At 67.1% G+C, this 15,524-nt stretch carries 20 protein-coding genes; 13 read left to right on the top strand and 7 right to left on the bottom strand.

What is annotated here, in order from left to right; all coding sequences use genetic code 11:
• Positions 1 to 8: 8 nt before the first annotated feature.
• Complete coding sequence (locus QX128_RS02755) at positions 9 to 254, bottom strand: hypothetical protein (protein ID WP_008961253.1); 246 nt, start codon at positions 252 to 254, stop codon at positions 9 to 11.
• Positions 255 to 417: 163 nt separating this feature from the next.
• The gene (locus tag QX128_RS02750) at positions 418 to 852 is read right to left on the bottom strand and encodes a DUF1810 domain-containing protein (protein WP_315800227.1); all 435 of its coding nucleotides are present in this window, start codon (positions 850 to 852) and stop codon (positions 418 to 420) included.
• A gap of 226 nt (positions 853 to 1,078) precedes the next feature.
• Between QX128_RS02750 and QX128_RS02745 the strand changes: the two genes are divergently transcribed.
• Positions 1,079 to 2,122: a DUF2778 domain-containing protein gene (locus QX128_RS02745; RefSeq protein ID WP_316236715.1), complete on the top strand. Its 1,044-nt coding sequence runs from the start codon at positions 1,079 to 1,081 to the stop codon at positions 2,120 to 2,122.
• 66 nt (positions 2,123 to 2,188) lie between these two features.
• Positions 2,189 to 2,446 (top strand): hypothetical protein, encoded by a 258-nt coding sequence (locus QX128_RS02740; RefSeq protein ID WP_315800226.1) that lies wholly within the window; start codon positions 2,189 to 2,191, stop codon positions 2,444 to 2,446.
• Positions 2,447 to 3,885: 1,439 nt separating this feature from the next.
• Here the strand turns inward: QX128_RS02740 and QX128_RS02735 are convergent.
• Positions 3,886 to 4,359, bottom strand: coding sequence for a hypothetical protein (locus QX128_RS02735; protein WP_316236611.1), 474 nt, complete (start codon positions 4,357 to 4,359; stop codon positions 3,886 to 3,888).
• Between the two features lie 363 nt (positions 4,360 to 4,722).
• Between QX128_RS02735 and QX128_RS02730 the strand changes: the two genes are divergently transcribed.
• The gene (locus QX128_RS02730) at positions 4,723 to 4,959 is read left to right on the top strand and encodes a hypothetical protein (protein ID WP_315712310.1); all 237 of its coding nucleotides are present in this window, start codon (positions 4,723 to 4,725) and stop codon (positions 4,957 to 4,959) included.
• Positions 4,960 to 5,088: 129 nt separating this feature from the next.
• A complete protein-coding gene (locus tag QX128_RS02725) occupies positions 5,089 to 5,679 on the top strand; it encodes an NAD(P)H-dependent oxidoreductase (RefSeq protein WP_315800224.1) in 591 nt (196 codons plus the stop codon).
• A gap of 67 nt (positions 5,680 to 5,746) precedes the next feature.
• On the opposite strand, the gene QX128_RS02720 is transcribed toward QX128_RS02725, so the two are convergent.
• The gene (locus QX128_RS02720; RefSeq protein ID WP_315800223.1) at positions 5,747 to 5,995 is read right to left on the bottom strand and encodes a hypothetical protein; all 249 of its coding nucleotides are present in this window, start codon (positions 5,993 to 5,995) and stop codon (positions 5,747 to 5,749) included.
• 375 nt (positions 5,996 to 6,370) lie between these two features.
• On the opposite strand from QX128_RS02720, the gene QX128_RS02715 reads away from it, so the two are divergent.
• The 4 genes from QX128_RS02715 to QX128_RS02700 all read left to right on the top strand — a co-directional run bounded on the left by QX128_RS02715 (position 6,371) and on the right by QX128_RS02700 (position 10,930).
• Positions 6,371 to 7,258 carry a LysR substrate-binding domain-containing protein gene (locus QX128_RS02715; RefSeq protein WP_315800222.1) on the top strand — a complete coding sequence of 296 codons (888 nt, stop codon included), beginning with the start codon at positions 6,371 to 6,373 and terminating at the stop codon, positions 7,256 to 7,258.
• A 120-nt stretch (positions 7,259 to 7,378) separates the two neighbouring features.
• Positions 7,379 to 8,668, top strand: a complete 1,290-nt coding sequence (gene gabT, locus QX128_RS02710; RefSeq protein ID WP_316215672.1) for a 4-aminobutyrate--2-oxoglutarate transaminase — start codon at positions 7,379 to 7,381, stop codon at positions 8,666 to 8,668.
• A gap of 40 nt (positions 8,669 to 8,708) precedes the next feature.
• Positions 8,709 to 10,007, top strand: a complete 1,299-nt coding sequence (locus QX128_RS02705) for an ArgE/DapE family deacylase (RefSeq protein WP_316236610.1) — start codon at positions 8,709 to 8,711, stop codon at positions 10,005 to 10,007.
• Entirely contained in the window at positions 10,004 to 10,930 is a 927-nt protein-coding gene (locus QX128_RS02700; RefSeq protein ID WP_316236714.1) for a glyoxylate/hydroxypyruvate reductase A, read from the top strand. Before QX128_RS02705 ends, QX128_RS02700 begins: the two co-directional genes overlap by 4 nt.
• Before the next feature lie 8 nt (positions 10,931 to 10,938).
• On the opposite strand, the gene QX128_RS02695 is transcribed toward QX128_RS02700, so the two are convergent.
• Positions 10,939 to 11,322, bottom strand: a complete 384-nt coding sequence (locus QX128_RS02695; RefSeq protein ID WP_316180838.1) for a hypothetical protein — start codon at positions 11,320 to 11,322, stop codon at positions 10,939 to 10,941.
• 141 nt (positions 11,323 to 11,463) lie between these two features.
• Entirely contained in the window at positions 11,464 to 11,697 is a 234-nt protein-coding gene (locus tag QX128_RS02690; RefSeq protein ID WP_315800218.1) for a DUF6894 family protein, read from the bottom strand.
• Positions 11,698 to 11,904: 207 nt separating this feature from the next.
• On the opposite strand from QX128_RS02690, the gene QX128_RS02685 reads away from it, so the two are divergent.
• The 5 genes from QX128_RS02685 to QX128_RS02665 all read left to right on the top strand — a co-directional run bounded on the left by QX128_RS02685 (position 11,905) and on the right by QX128_RS02665 (position 14,748).
• Positions 11,905 to 12,087: a hypothetical protein gene (locus tag QX128_RS02685; RefSeq protein ID WP_315741166.1), complete on the top strand. Its 183-nt coding sequence runs from the start codon at positions 11,905 to 11,907 to the stop codon at positions 12,085 to 12,087.
• The gene (locus QX128_RS02680; RefSeq protein WP_316236609.1) at positions 12,033 to 12,332 is read left to right on the top strand and encodes a hypothetical protein; all 300 of its coding nucleotides are present in this window, start codon (positions 12,033 to 12,035) and stop codon (positions 12,330 to 12,332) included. Before QX128_RS02685 ends, QX128_RS02680 begins: the two co-directional genes overlap by 55 nt.
• On the top strand, positions 12,308 to 13,192 hold the full coding sequence (locus QX128_RS02675; protein ID WP_316215675.1) for a hypothetical protein: 885 nt from the start codon (positions 12,308 to 12,310) through the stop codon (positions 13,190 to 13,192). The genes QX128_RS02680 and QX128_RS02675 overlap by 25 nt, the downstream gene beginning before the upstream one ends.
• Entirely contained in the window at positions 13,182 to 13,571 is a 390-nt protein-coding gene (locus QX128_RS02670; protein WP_316236608.1) for a cytochrome C, read from the top strand. The genes QX128_RS02675 and QX128_RS02670 overlap by 11 nt, the downstream gene beginning before the upstream one ends.
• Positions 13,572 to 13,911: 340 nt before the next feature.
• Entirely contained in the window at positions 13,912 to 14,748 is an 837-nt protein-coding gene (locus QX128_RS02665) for an HD domain-containing protein (protein WP_315800215.1), read from the top strand.
• A 10-nt stretch (positions 14,749 to 14,758) separates the two neighbouring features.
• Here the strand turns inward: QX128_RS02665 and QX128_RS02660 are convergent, their stop codons facing one another.
• Positions 14,759 to 15,433, bottom strand: coding sequence for an HAD family hydrolase (locus tag QX128_RS02660; RefSeq protein WP_316180833.1), 675 nt, complete (start codon positions 15,431 to 15,433; stop codon positions 14,759 to 14,761).
• Between the last annotated feature and the right edge of the window lie 91 nt (positions 15,434 to 15,524).

Raw genomic sequence — 15,524 nt, 5'->3', positions numbered from 1 at the left:
GCGTCCGGTCAGCCGCCGGCCTCGCATTTCTTCATGAAGCTGGTCTTGGCGGCGCCGGCGAGCTTCTTGCCGTCGGAGCCGACCGCCTTGGTTTCACACGTCTCGGCCATGCACTTCTTCATGAAAGAGGTCTTGGCGGCACCGGCCAGTGCCTTGCCGTCCTTGCCGACGGCCTTGGTCTCGCAGCTATCCTCGGCGAAGGCGGAGCCGGCGGCGAAGGTCGCGAGCGCGGCAATCAGGAACAACTTCTTCATGAGTGTGTCTCCTTGGGACAAACAATGCGGCGGATGGGAGCCGCAAATCTTGGCGTGATCAAGTTTCCTGTTCGGCCTATCACCCGAAATCCGGCCGGGTCGGCCGGCGAACTCATCAGCATGCTACCGATGACGCGGACGCGACGCGCTTTGCAGCGAGTGGTCATCCCATGCCGCGCTGCAGAAACGCCAACGTCTGGCGATCCCGCACCCCGTCGCAATAGCGATCGAGCGCCTGCGCGAAGATCCCATTCGGGCTGATCGAATCGAACAGCGTCATGCATGAGCGGAATTTGGCATCGTCCGGCACACCCAGAATGTCGCGCAGCGACTTGCCTTGCACCGCGAGCACCAGTCGGGTGCATTCGACGAGTCGCGGGCCGAGCAGGGGATGCGCCAGATAGGCCTCGGCCTCGGCGCGGGAGCGGATCGCGTAGCGCTGCGCCATGGCGGAGCTGCCGAGCCCCTCGACCTGGGGAAAGATGAACCACATCCAGTGGCTTTGCTTGGCGCCGGCCGCAAGTTCGGCGGTCACCCGTGAATAAATCGAACTTTGTGCGTCGGCAAATCGGCCGAGATCATCCCATTCGGCGTTCATCCATTCCTCCAACCGGCTGATTCATCGATGTAATCGGCTTTCTGGGACGGTCGCGGCGCGGCCCTGCGAGGCTTGGATCCCGGTCCATTCCCCATCACTCCGGGCTGGCGTTTGTCTAGATTATGCCGCACTCTTGCCATCCTATGTCATGACGGGTCGAATCGTACCCCTTGGGGTCGGGCACCTTTCCCGGGTGGTCCGAAAAGGGGGGTATATCGGGGACGTGATGGCTTCCAGTGAAGCAAGCGTAGACGTTCTGTTGTCGCAAGGCCGCTTCGGGCGCTCCGAAGCGATCGCACTCGTGCTTGCAGCACTTGCGGTCGCAGCGGGCGCGGCCGCATGGGTCGGAGCCAACAGCGATGAGACGCCCCTTGCGAGCGCGGCGATTCCGGCCGCCGCCGCGCCGTCCATGACCTTCGAAACACGTTTCGCGCCGGCCTCCGCCTCGGCCACGGCGTATTCGGAAAAAGACGCGGTTCGCGCGCTCGACCGTTTCGCCCTTCGCGGCGCGATCGACCGCCAACTGCTCGATGCCCGGGCCGCGCTGGTGAAGGGCATGGAAGCGCGCGATTCGGGCGCACGCGACCCCAGCAACAGCGATTGGCGGCCGATGTTGACGGAGGGCAACACCGTCACGATGCCCGCACCGGGCGTGCCGCTGCCGCGACCGCGGCCGTCCGTCGCCAACCTGCCGACCAGTCTGGTTTCGGCCAGTGCGCCTGAAGCCGTCGGACGCGTCGACGATCGCTCCATCCTGCAGAAGCTGTCCGACCTGTTGCCGAGCCCGACCAAGTTCGCCTCGCTCGGCCCGGATAGCGGCATCGTGCGCTCCGGGATCGATCTCGGCGCGCTCGGCTACGACAAGACCGCCGTCTACGACATCAAGGCCAAGATGGTGTATCTGCCGTCGGGCATCGGGCTCGAGGCCCATTCCGGCATGGGCAGCCTGCGCGACGACCCCGAGCACGTCAATCAGCGCATGGTCGGCGCGACCCCGCCCGCCACCTATGACCTGAAGCCGCGCGAAAAGCCGTTTCACGGTGTGCGCGCCCTGCGCATGAACGTGGTGGAGGGATCGACCCTCGGCCGGAGCGGATTGCTGACCCACCCCTATATGCTGGGGCCGGAGGGTGATTCGAACGGCTGCGTCTCGATCAAGAATTACGATCGCTTCCTGAAGGCGTATGATGACGGCGAGTTCAACCGACTCGTTGTCGTCGTCGGGCTCGAGGCTGGCACCCCGACGCGGACCGCGCAAAAGACCGAGTGACGTTTTGTTGCTGGGCCTCGGCGCGACCTCGGCGGTGACGCCCGTCGCATCTTCCGGAAGGTCCCCATGATTGATCCCGCAAACTCGGAAACGCGTCTGCGTACCACCTTCAACATCAAGGTGAACGGCAAGCCGGTCGTGATTTCGACGGTCGGGCAGGCCCATCAGTTCCTCACCAGCCTCAACGCCGTCGAGTGGATGGAGTTCAAGTCGCTGCACGACCAGGCCATGGCCGCGCTGCAGGCCGCGGCCGACAACGCGATCATGACGGTCCAGGCCACCACGGCGGTGCGCACGCTGTTCGTGAGCGCGAAGCTATTGTGAGAAACCTGGTCCGAGACGGCTGCCGTGTCGGGCCATGCCGCGCGTGTTGCTCGCGTCACTGTCCGCCCCTTCACACTTGGTGTCATCGCCCGGCTTGCCGCCTCCGTTAAAGCTGCGGCGCGCCCTGGCGCTCGTTGCCGCGTCGAAGCCGACAGGCGAAGACGGGACCGGGCGATCCAGCACGCCGAGGCCGTCGTGATTGCGCGAGCGGCCGCGGCGCACCGGATGCCCCGCCGGAGCCTGTCCTCGGGCTCGCCGAAGGCGAGACGCGGGGGCGGGGCATGACAGCGGTGGGAGGAGCACCATCTCGCCTCATCGTCATGCAGGGGCGCGTGCAGCGCGAGCCCGGCATCCATAACCACGAGCGGCCGTGTGAGGCATGTTGGCCGCTCCATCTCGCTCAATCATTCCTGCCTGTGAGTATGGATTCCAGGCTCGCGCTGCGCGCGCCCAGGAATGACGGTGAGTCTGTGGAAGCGCTGCTCCGCTCATGACCTCACCTTTTCGCAGACTTCGAGATGTTCACGCATGCGCTCGCGCTCTCGCGACGCTCCGCGCCCGAGGGATCCGTCCGTCTTGCCCTCTCCATAAAAAGAGGGCGCGGGGAATGCCGGGATGCTGGCCGCAACCCATGGCCCGCCTGCAGAAAAAAAGCAGGCGGCAGTCACCACAGGTTCAGCCGGGCAACCGGCATTCCCCGCGCGATGATCTTAACGGCTGCTTCGCGCGCTCCCCGGTGCGCCGGGCGTTCTGGTCACCGTGCACGATGACGCGCTTTGGGCGCGCCACCGCGGGGGCATCAGCGTCGGGATGCCAGGACCACGCGACTTGACCGTACGCGACACCAGCGTTCGTCGGCGCAAAGATGCGCTGCGCTGCCATCGCGTTCACCGCTCCTCCCGCTCCACGTCCGTGACGACCGCGAACCGCCCCTCCTGCGAGCGGGAGATGGCGCGACAAAAGCACTGAATTCGATTTAGGAAAAGCAGAATATTTTCGACGAAGGGACTGGACAGGCCAAATCAGCTTGATGGGCCTGCGGAAAATCGTTTCCGCGCGCACCGCCGTTGTTGCCGATTCAAGCCCCGGAGGTGACGCCACCAGATGGACATGCGCCTTGATTTGCCCGGCGGGCAGGCGTTCGCGTCGTTCCGATGATCGTTGTTCGGCCGAGAGCCGCGGCGTGAACATGTTTGTTAGTTGCCCGGCGCACGCTGATCGCGCGAGGAAGCGAAGGCAGGCTGAAGCACGCTCGATGCGCGCCACGCGAAGCGACCGGGGATGGTCTTCGCGTGCATGCCGCGATGCACGCGTGGGGCCGTCCAACGCCATTGCGCGGGAGTGGCTCGGCAGGGCCAAGGCCCAGATCGAGCTGCCGCTGGAGGGGTTCTACGACGGCGGCGACTGAAGCCCGCAGATGTTGCGGCGCGGCGGCCGGATCAGTTGGCCATCTCGGCGGCGTCGAGCGCGATCTCCTCGCGCTCGGCCTTCTCGGCCGCCGGAGCGTTGGCGGTCTCGGCCGTTTCGAAATCGTCCTCGGCGATCTCCTGGACCGCAGCCTCCTGGACTTCTGCCGTCTCGACCTCGGCCGTCTCGATCTGCTCGGCGGCGAGTGCGGCGGCCACGACGGCCTCCGGCTCGGCGTCGTCATTGGCCGGCGTCGCGAACAGGTTGGGGGCGGGGATGGTGGTGGGCACCACCGGCCGCTGCTTGGCCTTGTACCAGGACGAAAATTTCTGCGACAGGCCGGCTTCGAACTCGGCGAGCGGCAGGCTGTTGCCGTCCTCGTCGGTGATGACGACCTGCCAGCCTTCAGCCTCCATCACCTGTGCGTTGGCGAGAACGATGAGGGCGCTTTCGCGCTGCTTGCGGATCGTCTGCTGCTCCCGCTCAGCCACCATCGTGTACGCCATGAACCTGACTCCCACACCTGAACTCGGGACACGTGATGGTCCGAAGCACCATCAGGACGCCGCCACTACGCCGTGAGAGTGTGAGCGCGGCTGGGCCGGATTGCGTTCGCCTAATGACAATTTGGCGGCGTCTCACAGGTTCCGGCCGGCCAAGGGGAGTCGAAGATGCAACAGGCCGCAAAATTGTGGTGCAGGACCGAGAGCGCTTGTTGAAGGCGCGCCGCGACGTGTCATCATTTGATTCTGCGGCGGCAACTGCTTCGCGACATCAGCGAAGGCAGCGGGTGAACCGGACAAACAGCGGGCGAATTGGGGACGGCGATGCGAACTCATCTGTTCAGGATGCGGAATTGGAATGTGGCAATGGCGGGGCTTGCGCTGGCGATGGTCGCCAGCCCGCGCGCGGGCCATGCCTTCACGGAGGACGACCAGCGGCGGCTGTGCACGGGCGACGTCTTCCGGCTGTGCTCGTCGGAGATTCCCGATCGCGACCGCATCATTGCCTGCATGATGAAGCAGCGCGCCAGCCTCAGCGATGGTTGCCGCAGCGTGTTCGGCCGGCCATCGGAACGCTCCGCTTCGGCCACCGTGACGCGCTGAGCGTGCCACGCCTCGTTTCCGCCAGCCACGCGCCGCCGGTCCTTCGATCTGCGGCGTGACCAGAACTACCTCGATGACATGACGGCGTGTTAGCTTGGCGCGGATCGTACGGCCAGGAGTTGACCCGCCATGAGCTTCCGCATCCTCGTCCTCTACGGCTCCTATCGCTCCGACCGGATGGGCATCCGGCTCGCGCAATTCGTCGTGGACGGGTTGCGCGCCAGGGATCAGGTCGTCGAGCTGATCGACGCCAAGGCGGTCGGCCTGCCGATGCTCGACCGCATGTACAAGGAATATCCGCCCGGCCAGGCGCCAGCAGCCATGGCCGAGCTTGCGGCCAAGATCCGTGCCGCCGACGGCTTCGTGTTCGTCACTGGCGAATACAACTGGGGCATGCAGCCGGGACTGAAGAACCTCACCGACCACTTTCTCGAGGAATGGTTCTGGCGTCCGGCGGCGATCGCGAGCTATTCCGCCGGCCGCCTCTCCGGGGCACGGGCCGCTACGGCGTGGCACGGCACGTTGTCGGAGATGGGCATGGTGGTGGTGTCGAGCACGCTTGCCGTCGGCCCGATCGGTCAGGCGCTGTCCGCCGACGGCAAGCCGACCGGCGATTCCGGCCAATCGCTCGAGCACGCGTTTCCGCGCTTTGCCGACGATCTCTTGTGGTGGGTCGAGGCGGGCAGGGAGCAGCGGGCGCGCAGGGCGCCACCTTACTGAGTGCGGGCATCAGCCCAGGCCGGAGCGCAAGCGCTCCAGCTCTTGCGCCAAGTCCGCTCCAAGTCCGCTAACGTTGTTCCGCGCTGCCGGTCCCGTTGGTGACCGCGCGCTGACGCGCCGGGGCGCTTGCGCTCTGCCCCTGACAGGGCCGCTCCATCCAGCTCCCGTCCGGGGCCTGCTGGTAGGCGCGGCACGGCAGGGACGACGTGGCCTGATCATCCGGCTTGGATGCCTGGGAGCTTTTCGCCAGTGCGGGGGCGGCCGTCGCGACGAGGGCTGCCAGCGAACCGACGTAGATCATTTGGCTGATCCGCATCTTGGGGGTTCTCCTGCTCGAAGCACCCCCGATTCAAAGTCGAATTGTGGAAACTTTGAGGCAAATCCCGCCTGTCGTCGCAGGACGCTTAAGGATCGCTTGCGACGTGGCCTGCGCGTTAAGGCAAATGCGCGGTCCGGCGAGCGTGGCTTTCTCAAGGCTGGCGTTGCGCCCATGCTGACGGTAAGAGCGGCATGACGCGCGAAAGCGCCCTCGTGATCCGCGATGCGGGTGCTCCGCCCGGAGCGTCCTGTGCGGTCAACGGACGCCGGCATGGCCGCCGGCGCTCCCGACATCAGCCGCGCGACCGACGGATCGTGGCGGTTCCGCTTCAGGGCGGGGAGGGAGACCGCGCAGGCTGAGAACTGTGCGAGCATGACGAGACCCCGGTTGCCCTCCCTGATCGCGCTGCGTGCCTTCGAGGCCGTCGGCCGCAAGGGCAGCGTGCGCGCCGCCGGCGACGAGCTCGCGGTCAGCCACACCGTGGTCTCGCGCCATCTGCAGAATCTGCAGCGCAGCCTGGGCGTGGCGCTGGTGCGCGCCGAGGGACGGGGCCTCGCGCTGACCGATGCCGGACGTCAGTTCCATGCCGAGGTCAGCCAGGCCTTCGACATCATCGCCCGCGCGACGATGTCGGTGCGGCCCGTGGCGCGTCCGACCCTGAACATCTGGTGCATTCCGGGCCTCGCCAATCGCCGCCTGCTGGCGCGGCTGCCCGAGCTGAGCGGCCCGCCACGCAACTGGGACATCAACCTGCAGCCGACGCTGGCGCACCCCGACCTGCAGCGCGGCGAAGCGGATGCGGAGATCGTCTATGCCGAAGCGATCGACCGGAGCGGCGGCGTGGTCGCCGAGGAGCTGGTGTGCCCACGCGTATTCCCGGTCGCAAGCCCGGCCTATCTGGCAAGGTTTCCGGCGATCGCGACACTCCCGGGCCTCGCCAGGGCCTCGCTGATCCACGAGGAGTCCACCGCGCAATGGGAGCAATGGTTCGAGCTTGCGGGGTATCGCGAGCCGGTCACGTTGCGCGGGCAGCGGCTGTGGCACGCGCATCTCGCCATTGAAGCCGCCCGCTTCGGCCAGGGCGTCGCGCTCGCCAACGAGGTGCTGGTCGCCGATGATCTGCGCAGCGGTGCGCTGGTCGAGGTGATCCCATCGGCACTCCACATGGGAGCCTATCAGCTCGTCGCGCTCCGGGAGCGCTGGGACGAGCCCGCGATCGTGGCGCTGCGGGCGTGGCTGAAGAATGTGCTCGCCGCGTAGCTGCGCGCTCATCCTGCTGGGTCTGGTGCATTGCAGGCACCTGTCGTCAGGAACAAGCTGATTGATCGCGACGGCTCGCGGCTTAGCCTTCTGCTCGATTTTCCGACGAGGAGTTGAGCCATGGTTGCGAATTTGGCTGCGAACGAAGAACTGCTGGCGCGACGTCATGAGGCCGTCGTCCGGGGCGTGAGCTATGCGACGCCGCTGTTTGCCGACCGCGCCCTCAACAGCGAGGTGTGGGACGTCGAGGGCAAGCGCTACGTCGACTTCGCCGGCGGCATCGCGGTGCTCAACACCGGCCACTGCCATCCGCATGTCGTTGCCGCGATCCGGGCACAGCTCGACCGCTTCACCCACACCTGCTTCCAGGTGCTGCAATACGAGCCCTATGTGCGGCTGAGCGAGCGGCTCAACGCGCTGGCGCCGATTTCGGGGCCGGCCAAGTCGATCCTGCTGACGACCGGCGCGGAGGCGACCGAGAACGCCATCAAGATCGCACGCGCCGCCACCGGCCGCAGCGGCATCATCGCCTTCACCGGCGCCTTCCACGGCCGTACCGCGCTCGCCAATGCGATGACCGGCAAGGTGATGCCGTACAAGAAGCATTTCGGGCCGCCGCTGCCCGGCGTCTGGCACGCGCCGTTTCCGATCGCCGGCAGCAACGTGACGGTCGAGGACACGCTGTCCTACATCAACTTCATCTTCAAGGCCGACATCGACGCCTCGCAGGTCGCGGCCATCATCATCGAGCCCGTGCAGGGCGAGGGCGGTTTCCACCAGGCGCCGCCGGAGCTGATGCGGGGCCTGCGCCGGATCTGCGACAGCCATGGCATCGTGCTGATCGCCGACGAGGTGCAGACCGGCTTCGGCCGCACCGGCAAGATGTTCGCGATGGAGCACTACGACGTGCAGCCGGACCTGATCTGCGTCGCCAAGAGTCTCGCCGGCGGCATGCCGCTGTCCGGCGTGATCGGCCGCGCTGCGATCATGGACGCCGCCGAGCCGGGCGGTCTCGGCGGCACCTATGGCGGCAATCCGCTGGCCTGCGCCGCGGCGCTTGCCGTGCTCGATGTGTTCGAGCAGGAGAAGCTGCTCGACCGCGCCAATGCGATCGGCGAGCGGCTGCGTGCGGCGATCGCGCGCTTCTCGCGCGCCAACACGCTGGTTCCGGTTTCCGGTCCGCGCGGTCCTGGCGCAATGGTTGCATTCGATATCCTGAAGCAGCGCGGCAGCGACGAGCCGGATGCGGAAATGACCAAGCGCGTGACGCGCGTGGCGCACGAGAACGGCCTGATCCTGTTGTCGTGCGGCGTCACCGCGAGCACCATTCGCATCCTGGTGCCGCTGACGGCATCGGACGAGATCGTGGACGAAGGGCTCGCGATCCTGGAGAAGTGCCTGGCCGCCTGACGTGCGGCCGAGGTGAACGGGAAGGCTGGAGGTTTGCAACGTGACTGAAGCTGCGGCGGCTGTGCCGAATGACGTGATGGAGCGGCTCGCCGCCGCCGTCGATGCCAACTTCGCCAAGCAGGTCGCCTTCCTGCAGCAGCTCGTGCAGTTCCGCAGCCTGCGCGGCGAGGAAGCGCCGGTGCAGGACTGGCTGGCGCGCGAGCTCGCGAGCCGCGGCTATCAGGTCGACCGCTTCAGCCTGGGCGATGTCGACCTGATGCGCCATCCCAAGGCGGCGCCGATGGACGGCATCGCGCTCGACGGCTCGCGGCAGGTGGTGGCGACGCTCGACGGAGCGGGCAAGGGCCGCAGCCTGATCCTGCAGGGCCACGTCGACGTCGTGCCGGAAGGGCCGACCGATCTCTGGAACGACCCGCCCTATGAGGCGATCGTGCGCGACGGCTGGATGATCGGGCGCGGCGCCCAGGACATGAAGGCCGGCGTCTCCGCGATGATCTTCGCGCTCGATGCGATCAAGGCGGCCGGCTTCGTGCCGGACGGACGCATTCACCTGGAGACGGTGACCGAGGAGGAGAGCACCGGCAACGGCGCGCTCTCGACTCTTTTGCGCGGCTACACGGCTGATGCTTGCCTAATCCCGGAGCCGACCGGCCACACGCTGACCCGCGCCCAGGTCGGCGCGATCTGGTTTCGCTTGCGCGTGCGCGGCACGCCGGTGCACGTCGCCTACGCCGAGACCGGCACCAATGCGATCCTGTCGGCGATGCACCTGATCCGCGCGTTCCAGGAGCACACCCGGGAGATCAACGCGCGCGCCAAGTCGAACGCGTGGTTCGCCGCGGTCAAGGATCCGATCAAGTTCAACGTCGGCATCATCAAGGGCGGCGACTGGGCCAGCTCGACGCCGGCGTGGTGCGACCTCGATTGCCGGCTCGGCGTGCTGCCCGGCGAGACGCCGGCGCAGGCCATGGCCGGCATCGAGCAATGTCTCGCCATAGCGCAGGCCGCAGACAGCTTCCTGTCGGAGAATCCGGTCGAGCTGGTGTGGAGCGGCTTCCAGGCCGATCCCGCCGTGTGCGAGCCCGGCAGCGCCGCGGAGGCCGCGCTCGCCGACGTGCATGCGCGCGTGTTCGAGCAGCCGCTGGACGTGCGGCTGTCCACGGCGGTCAACGACACCCGCTACTATCAGGTCGACTACGGCATCCCGGCGCTGTGCTACGGGCCCTACGGCATCGGTCCGCACGCGTTCGACGAGCGCGTCGATCTCGACAGCGTGCGCAAGACCACGCTGTCGATCGCGATGTTCGTCGCGCAATGGTGCGGACTGCGGCCGGCATGATCACGGTCGCGCTTCTCAGCCGTCCCGGGCTGATGGATCCGATGCGGGCGCTGCTCGCGCGCGAGCTGCCGGGCGTGACCGTCGCGTCATGGCCGGAAGCCGCGGCGCGCGACGCCGAGCTTGCCGTGTGCTGGAAGCCGGAGCCCGGTGCGCTGGCGGCGATGCCGAAGCTGAAGCTGATCCATTCGATCGCGGCCGGCGTCGACAATATCTTGTCCGATTCCACCGTGCCGGATGTGCCGCTGTGCCGGATCGTCGATCCCGACATCTCGGCGGCCATGACCGAGTTCGTGCTGTGGGGGACGATGTATTTCCACCGCGATTTCGATCGCGCCGTCGGCAACGCGCGGAACGGCGTGTGGCGGCGCTACGAGCAGCGTGCCGCCAGGGACCGTCGGGTCGGCATTCTCGGGCTCGGCGAGCTCGGCTCCGCGGCCGCGATCCGTCTGGTCGAGCTGGGCTTCGCGGTGAGCGCGTGGTCGCGCTCGCCCAAGGCGCTCGCCGGCGTGCGGACCCATTGCGGCGCCGCTGCGCTCGACGACTTCCTGGGCGAGACGGAGATCCTGGTCTCGCTGCTGCCGCTGACGGCCTCGACCGTGGGGCTGCTCGATGCCGAGCGTCTGGGCCGGCTGCCCAAGGGCGCCGCGCTGATCCTGTGCAGCCGCGGCGAGCACCTGGTGACGGAGGATCTGGTCGCGCTGCTGCGCAGCGGCCATCTGCGCGGCGCCGTGCTCGATGTCTTCGCGCATGAGCCGTTGCCCGCGGACCATGCGCTGTGGCGCGAGCCGGGCGTGCTGGTGACGCCGCACATGGCGGCGATCGCATCCTGGGAGGTGATCGCGCAGCAGGTCGCGGAGAATGCCCGGCGGCTGCTGCGCGGCGAGCCGTTGCTGAACGTCGTCGATCGCGCCCGCGGCTACTGATTAGTCAGCTACTCGAGTGTCTGCACCGGGGGCGCCACCGGACCGCGCGGTGCCGGCGGAGCGACAGCGATGGTCCGTGCAGGCGGTGGTGCGCTGCGCGGCGCGGCCTGCGGTTGCTGCTGAGACTCGGTCATCGCAGCCTGGCTGTCCCTGACCGGACGCCGGACCTGCTGTGACCGCGCCGCGCGCGAGCGGCGGAAGCCCCAGGAGCGCGCGATCGAGGGACCTGCCGTGTAGCCGACGACGGCGCCGGCAACCGCTCCAACCGGTCCGAACACGACGGCGCCCGACAAGGCGCCCAGCGCGGCATCGCCGCCGCGGTGCTCGTCGGCCATCGCCGCCGATGCCGTCAGTGTCAGCGCCAAGGCCGCGGTCGCCAGCAGTCTGGTCATGAGATGTCCCCTCCGTCGCAACAGCGCCGAAATGGCGGACAAATGTGGCGAGAAGAATGCGGGGAGTGGAACCTGTCAGGGAACCGGTAACCCTAATGCGGACACAATGTCTCAGCGCCGCGGCATGGCGCGCAGCGTCGTTCAATGCATCGCGCCGAGCACCGACGTGAACGGCATGGCGATGATTTCCTCGCCGAGATCATCGGAAATGTGCAGCACCCAGTCGCGCCAATCCTCGTCGCTTTCGGAGGAAATCAGCGAATGCATGACGCGCTCGGCGTGATCGCAGGCCTCGGCGAGATCGACGACCGCGGTTCCACGCCGATCGACGAGAAACTCCTCGGGATTGGAGCAGTGGAAGAAGACCTGCGTCATGTCCGTCTCCTCAATCGCCATCCGGCGAATCTCAGCCAGGAGTAACAGTGTGGCGGCGCACGCGAAATCGGATTGATCACGTAAGGTAAATTACGGGGAGAAGTCTAAGCCTGGGGAACCGGGCCCGCAGTGATCCATCTCACGGAACGCATCGGTGTGGAGAAAGTTGACTTGGGTTATTCGATCCGGCGACAGGAGCTCGACATGATGTCTGAAGTCCAGATCCACGCGATCGCCCGGCAGATGCTCGAGATGCACGGCGCCTCGGCCGTCGCGCAGGCTGCGCAGAAGGCGCAGCAATGCGAAGCCAGCGGCGAGGCCGAGGAGGCCCGCGAATGGCGCCACATCTCGGATGCGATGCGGATGATGCGCGGCCCGCACCAGAGCTGACATCGGTTTCCATTTTACCGAATATTGCCGCGCGTTCCGCCGGATCGACCGACTCTGCTCCGCAGCAGCCGGCGGTGGATACGTTCCGTCAAGGGAAACGTGTGCCGCATCTCATTCTGGTTTCCGACCCATTTTCCACGCAAGAATCGGGCAACATGATTCGGCGATGGATTCGCCGACCAACGTTTGCCGGCGCGCCCGCCGTCCAGGGATTATTGCCATGGTCTTCTTCAAGCGTGAGCTGAGCCCCGTCGAGATCTTCGAGCGTGCGCTGAAGGACAAGCAGGCCGCGCGGCAACGGCTGACGGATCGCCTCCGCGTGGCCGAGGCGGCGCTGGACGAGAAGAAGGTTGCCGCAGAGCGGCTCGCCAAGGCCGGCGCCAGCAACGGGCAGCTCGATCGTGCCGAATCCAAGATGCAGGCCGTCGAGCAGAAGGCCAAGGCGCTGCGCGCAGCAGTCGCCGAATGCGATGAGCAGATCATCCTGGCCGAACGCGCCTTCGCCGACGCGGTGGCGCAGCGCGACCGCGACCGCGCTGCCAACGACATCGAGGCCGTCGCCACCGCGATCGAGCAGGCGGTTCCGCGCTTCGAGATCGGTGCGGCGGCGCTTGTCGATGCGGTGACGCGCGGCCGCGCGGCGCTGAGCGAGGCCAGCCGCTTCGCGTCCGATGTCGACGACATCCGGCGCGAGGTGATGTCCGCCGCGGAGCTGATCTGCTGGGAGCTGCGCGCGGCCGCGAGCCGCACGCGGGCCGGAAACATCAACGTGGCCCTGCTGGCGCCGCCCGAGATGCGGCAACTGCCGGCGCCCGAGACCGACCGCCAGATGATCTATACGCTGAGCCCGCTGACCTGGCGTGAGGGCGAGGAGGTGAAGCGCGTCGCCGCCTTTACCATGACCGCGCTGCCCAAGGCCCTGCTGCCGCTGGCGCTGGCGCATCAGCACGTCGACTATCTCAACGCGCGCCGGGTGCAGACGCTGATGCACGTCCATGGCGGCGGACAGCAGCAGAGCGAGCCGATGCCCGACGATCCGGCGCTGGTCGATCTCGATGCGCTGGGTGCGCAGGCCGAGGAAAGCCCGCAGGCTGATGTCGCCTGAGCGCGTCCCTGCGCGCAGGCGCGCCGGAGCGCAGCTGGGGCTTGTTGGATCGGCCGTGCTGCTGCTGATTGTCATCAGCGGTGCACGGGCGGAAAATCTCGATGCCGGTAAATCCGGCGCGCGGCTGTTTGCGGACAGCTGCGCCACCTGTCATCGCTCGGCACGTGGGCTCGCCAAGGGACGCTTCCGCCTGACGCTCTATTTGTTCCTGCAGAAGCACTACACCAGCAGCGACGACGCCGCGTCGGCCTTGAGCACCTATCTGCAGTCGGTCGATGCGCCGGCAGTTGCGCCGGCCCGTCATCCTGCTGCGCGGCGACGGGACTATCGCGGTGAGACGCGACCGCCGCGGCCGCCGCTGCCGGTCCGGGGACGCTAGTCCGGCGGGCCGCACGATGATCTCCGCTCGCTTCGTCCTGCGAGGGGAACGGGCCGCGGCAAGTGAACGTGAGCTGCTCAGGTTCAGCCGCTCCGCCCGCAGTTTTCCGGTGTGCGCTCGTCCGGGTGTGGCCGATATCCGCAACCTGGGCTATGCTCGTCGGCCAAGGTGCTCGACGCCCCGGGGGGCCGATCTCGTGCGTGTCGGTGCGAAGCTGGCCGCCCCGAGCCGTATCATCGTGACGTCTCAGTCGTGCCACGAGCCGCGCTATCGTGATTGTGTTTTCGGGCGTTATGTCTTTTGACGTTGTGTTAGGGCTGTCTGAGGCAGGGCAGCGGCGATGATGACCTTACCGGAGCTCGCGGCGGCGGCGTTGGAGCGTTTCCTCAGCTCCTATATGCGACGCCGTTTCGGATCGTCTCATACCCAGTTGACGGAGATGCTTCCGGCGGCTGCGCGCATTGCACTGGAATGCATCGGCAACAGCGATGCGCTGTATCACAACGTCGAGCACACCTTGCTGGTGACGCTGGCCGGCCACGAGATCCTGCGCGGCCGTGCGCTGCACAGCCACATGACGGCGGACGACTACGTCCACGTCATCCTGGCCTGCCTGCTTCACGACATCGGCTATGTCCGCGGCCTGTTCAGGGAAGACGATGTCAACGGCTTCGTCGTCGATCGCGGTGGCCGCAAGATCTGCCTGCCGCGCGGCTCCTCCGATGCCAGCCTGATGCCGTATCACGTCGACCGCTCGAAGCTGTACGTGATCAACCGCATCGAAGGCATGGCGCCGCTGGACAAGGACCGCATCGCCCGCGCCATCGAAGGCACGCGCTTTCCGCCGCTCGCCGGCCAGCACTTCGACGAAGAGCAGTCGATCGTGCGCGCCGCCGACCTGATCGGACAGCTCGGCGACCCCAACTACATCCGCAAGGCCAACGCGCTGTATCACGAGTTCGAGGAGGTCGGCATCAACCGGCAGCTCGGCTATGAGTCACCGGCCGACATCGTCAACCGTTATCCGCAGTTCTATTGGAACAGCGTCGCCCCGCACATCCAGACCGAGATCCGCTATCTCAACATGACCTCGACCGGACGCCAGTGGATCGCAAACCTCTACGCCAACGTGTTCCGCGCCGAACGCGACATCTCGCTGTCCGGGCCGCAGAGCTGACTGGCTGGAGTCAACGCCGGCCGCCGACCTCGTCGATGTGGTCGAGCAGGTCGGCCGGGTCCTCGTAGACTCGGATGGCGCCGGACTGGCGCAATTCCTCCGAGCCATAGCCGCCGCTCAACAGGCCGACTCCGAGCGCCCGGCAGCGGGTTGCGGCGAGCATGTCCCAGATGCTGTCGCCGACCACGACCGCGCGCTCGATCGACATGTCGAGGCGGGCGGCGGCGGCGAGAAACAGATCGGGATCAGGCTTGGCGTAGCGGACCTCGTCGCGGGTCACGACGGCGCTGGTCTTGGGATCGACGCCGAGCGCGGCGAGATTGACGGCCGCCGTTTCCATTCTGCCGCTGGTCGCGATCGCCCAGGGGATGCCGGCATCGGTCAGGAAGCCGAGCAGCTCGCGGGCGCCGGGCAGGGGGCGGACCTGGCCTCCGAGCTTCTGATAGGCCGCCGCATGCGCCTTCCGCAGCCGCTCGATCCGCTCGGGCTCGATGGCATAGCCGGTCTCGCGCAGCAGCTGGTTGGTGAACAGGCCGCCGCTCATCCCGATCTTGCGGTGGATGCGCCAGACCGAGAGCTCGATGCTCTCGGCATCCAGCGCCGTCTTCCAGGCCAGCACATGCTGGTAGACGCTGTCGACCAGCGTGCCGTCGAGGTCGAACAGGAAAGCGGTTTCGATGCGCATGGCTCGCTCCGGGCTGGACGTCTGCTACGCAGCAGCCGCTACGGCCAAGCGGCAGCGGCCATTCTGGTTCCCGGCCGCTGCGAGAGCTGTG

It is taken from the genome of Bradyrhizobium sp. SZCCHNR1015 (assembly GCF_032489875.1).
GTDB lineage: Bacteria > Pseudomonadota > Alphaproteobacteria > Rhizobiales > Xanthobacteraceae > Bradyrhizobium.
This window is presented reverse-complemented; position numbering and strand designations above follow the sequence as displayed.

Excerpts from the sequence above, each read along its gene's own strand:
- QX128_RS02670 (WP_316236608.1), top strand. The coding sequence starts at position 13,182 with ATGTCGCCTGAGCGCGTCCCTGCGCGCAGGCGCGCCGGAGCGCAGCTG.
- QX128_RS02680 (WP_316236609.1), top strand. The coding sequence starts at position 12,033 with ATGGCGCCACATCTCGGATGCGATGCGGATGATGCGCGGCCCGCACCA.
- QX128_RS02695 (WP_316180838.1), bottom strand. The coding sequence starts at position 11,322 with ATGACCAGACTGCTGGCGACCGCGGCCTTGGCGCTGACACTGACGGCA.
- QX128_RS02660 (WP_316180833.1), bottom strand. The coding sequence starts at position 15,433 with ATGCGCATCGAAACCGCTTTCCTGTTCGACCTCGACGGCACGCTGGTC.
- QX128_RS02735 (WP_316236611.1), bottom strand. The coding sequence starts at position 4,359 with ATGGCGTACACGATGGTGGCTGAGCGGGAGCAGCAGACGATCCGCAAG.
- QX128_RS02730 (WP_315712310.1), top strand. The coding sequence starts at position 4,723 with ATGGCGGGGCTTGCGCTGGCGATGGTCGCCAGCCCGCGCGCGGGCCAT.
- QX128_RS02740 (WP_315800226.1), top strand. The coding sequence starts at position 2,189 with ATGATTGATCCCGCAAACTCGGAAACGCGTCTGCGTACCACCTTCAAC.
- QX128_RS02725 (WP_315800224.1), top strand. The coding sequence starts at position 5,089 with ATGAGCTTCCGCATCCTCGTCCTCTACGGCTCCTATCGCTCCGACCGG.
- QX128_RS02675 (WP_316215675.1), top strand. The coding sequence starts at position 12,308 with ATGGTCTTCTTCAAGCGTGAGCTGAGCCCCGTCGAGATCTTCGAGCGT.
- QX128_RS02745 (WP_316236715.1), top strand. The coding sequence starts at position 1,079 with ATGGCTTCCAGTGAAGCAAGCGTAGACGTTCTGTTGTCGCAAGGCCGC.
- QX128_RS02720 (WP_315800223.1), bottom strand. The coding sequence starts at position 5,995 with ATGCGGATCAGCCAAATGATCTACGTCGGTTCGCTGGCAGCCCTCGTC.
- QX128_RS02750 (WP_315800227.1), bottom strand. The coding sequence starts at position 852 with ATGAACGCCGAATGGGATGATCTCGGCCGATTTGCCGACGCACAAAGT.
- gabT (WP_316215672.1), top strand. The coding sequence starts at position 7,379 with ATGGTTGCGAATTTGGCTGCGAACGAAGAACTGCTGGCGCGACGTCAT.
- QX128_RS02685 (WP_315741166.1), top strand. The coding sequence starts at position 11,905 with ATGTCTGAAGTCCAGATCCACGCGATCGCCCGGCAGATGCTCGAGATG.
- QX128_RS02665 (WP_315800215.1), top strand. The coding sequence starts at position 13,912 with ATGATGACCTTACCGGAGCTCGCGGCGGCGGCGTTGGAGCGTTTCCTC.
- QX128_RS02715 (WP_315800222.1), top strand. The coding sequence starts at position 6,371 with ATGACGAGACCCCGGTTGCCCTCCCTGATCGCGCTGCGTGCCTTCGAG.
- QX128_RS02700 (WP_316236714.1), top strand. The coding sequence starts at position 10,004 with ATGATCACGGTCGCGCTTCTCAGCCGTCCCGGGCTGATGGATCCGATG.
- QX128_RS02690 (WP_315800218.1), bottom strand. The coding sequence starts at position 11,697 with ATGACGCAGGTCTTCTTCCACTGCTCCAATCCCGAGGAGTTTCTCGTC.
- QX128_RS02755 (WP_008961253.1), bottom strand. The coding sequence starts at position 254 with ATGAAGAAGTTGTTCCTGATTGCCGCGCTCGCGACCTTCGCCGCCGGC.